Here is a 1,619-nt window from a genome sequence, read left to right as displayed (position 1 = left end):
AGAAGCCGTTGTCGTACCGATCACGGCGAGTGTGGGTTCGACTGCGGCGGCTCGGTCGGGTGATCTTCCCGTGGTCGGGGCATGAGGGCAGGGCCTCCTGCACAGCTCGTGGGTGTCGAAGTCCATGAGTAACAGGAGGCCCTGGTGCCGCAGTCTTCCGTGCCGCTGCCCGTTGAGTCCAACTCAGCTGCGCCGTCGTGTGATTGCCTCGCGCATGTGTACGGCAATGCCGCCGACCGGCCGCGCAGGCGCCCGTCGTATCCGTCGGACATGACGGATGCCGAGTGGGCCGAGGTGCGTGCGTCGCTGCCGGTGCCGCCCTGGCTGGAGGGCAGGGGCGGCCGGCCGGAGGGCTACTGCCACCGGCAGATGGTCGACGCCGTGCGGTACCTGGTCGCGGGCGGCATCACGTGGCGTGCGATGCCCGCAGACTTCCCCGCGTGGGACCGCGTCTACGCGTTCTGGCGGCGCTGGCGGGACAAGGGCCTGATCGGTGAACTGCACGACCGGCTGCGCGACTGCCTCCGCAAGGCCGAGGGCCGGGATGCAGAGCCGACCGCGGGCATCGTCGACGCCCAGTCGGTCAAGGGCGCCGCGTCGGTGCCGGCCGCGACGCGGGGCTTCGACGGCGGGAAGAAGGTCAACGGCCGAAAGCGGCACATCGTGGTGGACACCCTCGGGCTGCTGCTGGCCGTCATGGTCACGGCCGCGTCCGTCACCGACCGGGACGCCGGTCAGACTCTGCTGGCCCGGCTGCACCAGCGGCACTGGCGGATCACGCGGGTGTGGGCCGACGGCGGCTACACCGGGCGCCTGGTCGACGTCGCCCGCGACATCCTGCGGATCGCGCTGACGGTGGTCAAACGCAGCGACGACACCACCGGGTTCACCGTGCTGCCCAAGCGGTGGCTGGTGGAGCGCACGTTCGCGTGGCTGATGCGCTCCCGGCGCTTGGCCCGCGACTACGAAACACGCACAGACAGCGCGGAGGCGATGATTCTCTGGTCGATGACCATGGTCATGAGCCGACGCCTCGCCCGGAGATCGCGCTGAACATCCCCGGGCTCGCCTCGGCCAGCCAGCCTCGCGCCACCAGGCGCTTCGCCTTCGACCGCACCCCCTCGACCTTCGCCGGAACCGGCTGGAGCTCCAGCGCCGCCGCGAGTTGCCGACAGTCCATCGCCTCTCCGCCAGACCGAGCCCGCTCGGCCAGGATGTCCATGATCCGCCGGTAGTCCGGCGCCAGCACCGCAACCTCGAGCCCGTCGCTCCACACCGGCACCACCGAGCCGGGTACCGCACCGGTCACTTGCACAGGCCGCTCATCGGCCACCAGCCGGGCCTGCTCGCCTCCGCGCGGCTCCGCCAGGACCTGTCCGACTGTCTCGCGGGCAATCACGAACCGCTCCCAGACAGCCTCCGCCTCCCGCAACTCGGCCTGAAGAGCCTCCACCCGCTGCCGGGCAACACGCTCCCGCTCCTCCAGTAGCCCCATCACCGACGGCATCCCGCACCTCCACCCAGGAGACAACACGACATGCCATCACTGCCGCACGACAGCCGAGCTATGCCTGACCAGGAGAAACACTGCGACCACGCTCGGAAAGACAACGGCCTCT

At 70.3% G+C, this 1,619-nt stretch carries 2 protein-coding genes; one reads left to right on the top strand and one right to left on the bottom strand.

Features of this window, described 5'->3' with window-relative positions; genetic code table 11:
- The first annotated feature begins 270 nt into the window (after positions 1 to 270).
- A complete protein-coding gene (locus tag K7G59_RS34290; protein WP_225840632.1) occupies positions 271 to 1,053 on the top strand; it encodes an IS5 family transposase in 783 nt (260 codons plus the stop codon).
- Here the strand turns inward: K7G59_RS34290 and K7G59_RS34285 are convergent.
- Entirely contained in the window at positions 1,019 to 1,507 is a 489-nt protein-coding gene (locus K7G59_RS34285; protein ID WP_225840630.1) for a hypothetical protein, read from the bottom strand. The genes K7G59_RS34290 and K7G59_RS34285 overlap by 35 nt on opposite strands.
- Between the last annotated feature and the right edge of the window lie 112 nt (positions 1,508 to 1,619).

The organism is Streptomyces sp. NK08204, from assembly GCF_020400585.1.
Taxonomy (GTDB): Bacteria; Actinomycetota; Actinomycetes; order Streptomycetales; family Streptomycetaceae; genus Streptomyces.
Note: the sequence above shows the minus strand (reverse complement) of the source record. Positions and strands in the feature narration are given on the sequence as shown.

Coding starts and splice junctions, on each gene's coding strand:
- K7G59_RS34285 (WP_225840630.1), bottom strand. CDS start 1,507: ATGCCGTCGGTGATGGGGCTACTGGAGGAGCGGGAGCGTGTTGCCCGG.
- K7G59_RS34290 (WP_225840632.1), top strand. CDS start 271: ATGACGGATGCCGAGTGGGCCGAGGTGCGTGCGTCGCTGCCGGTGCCG.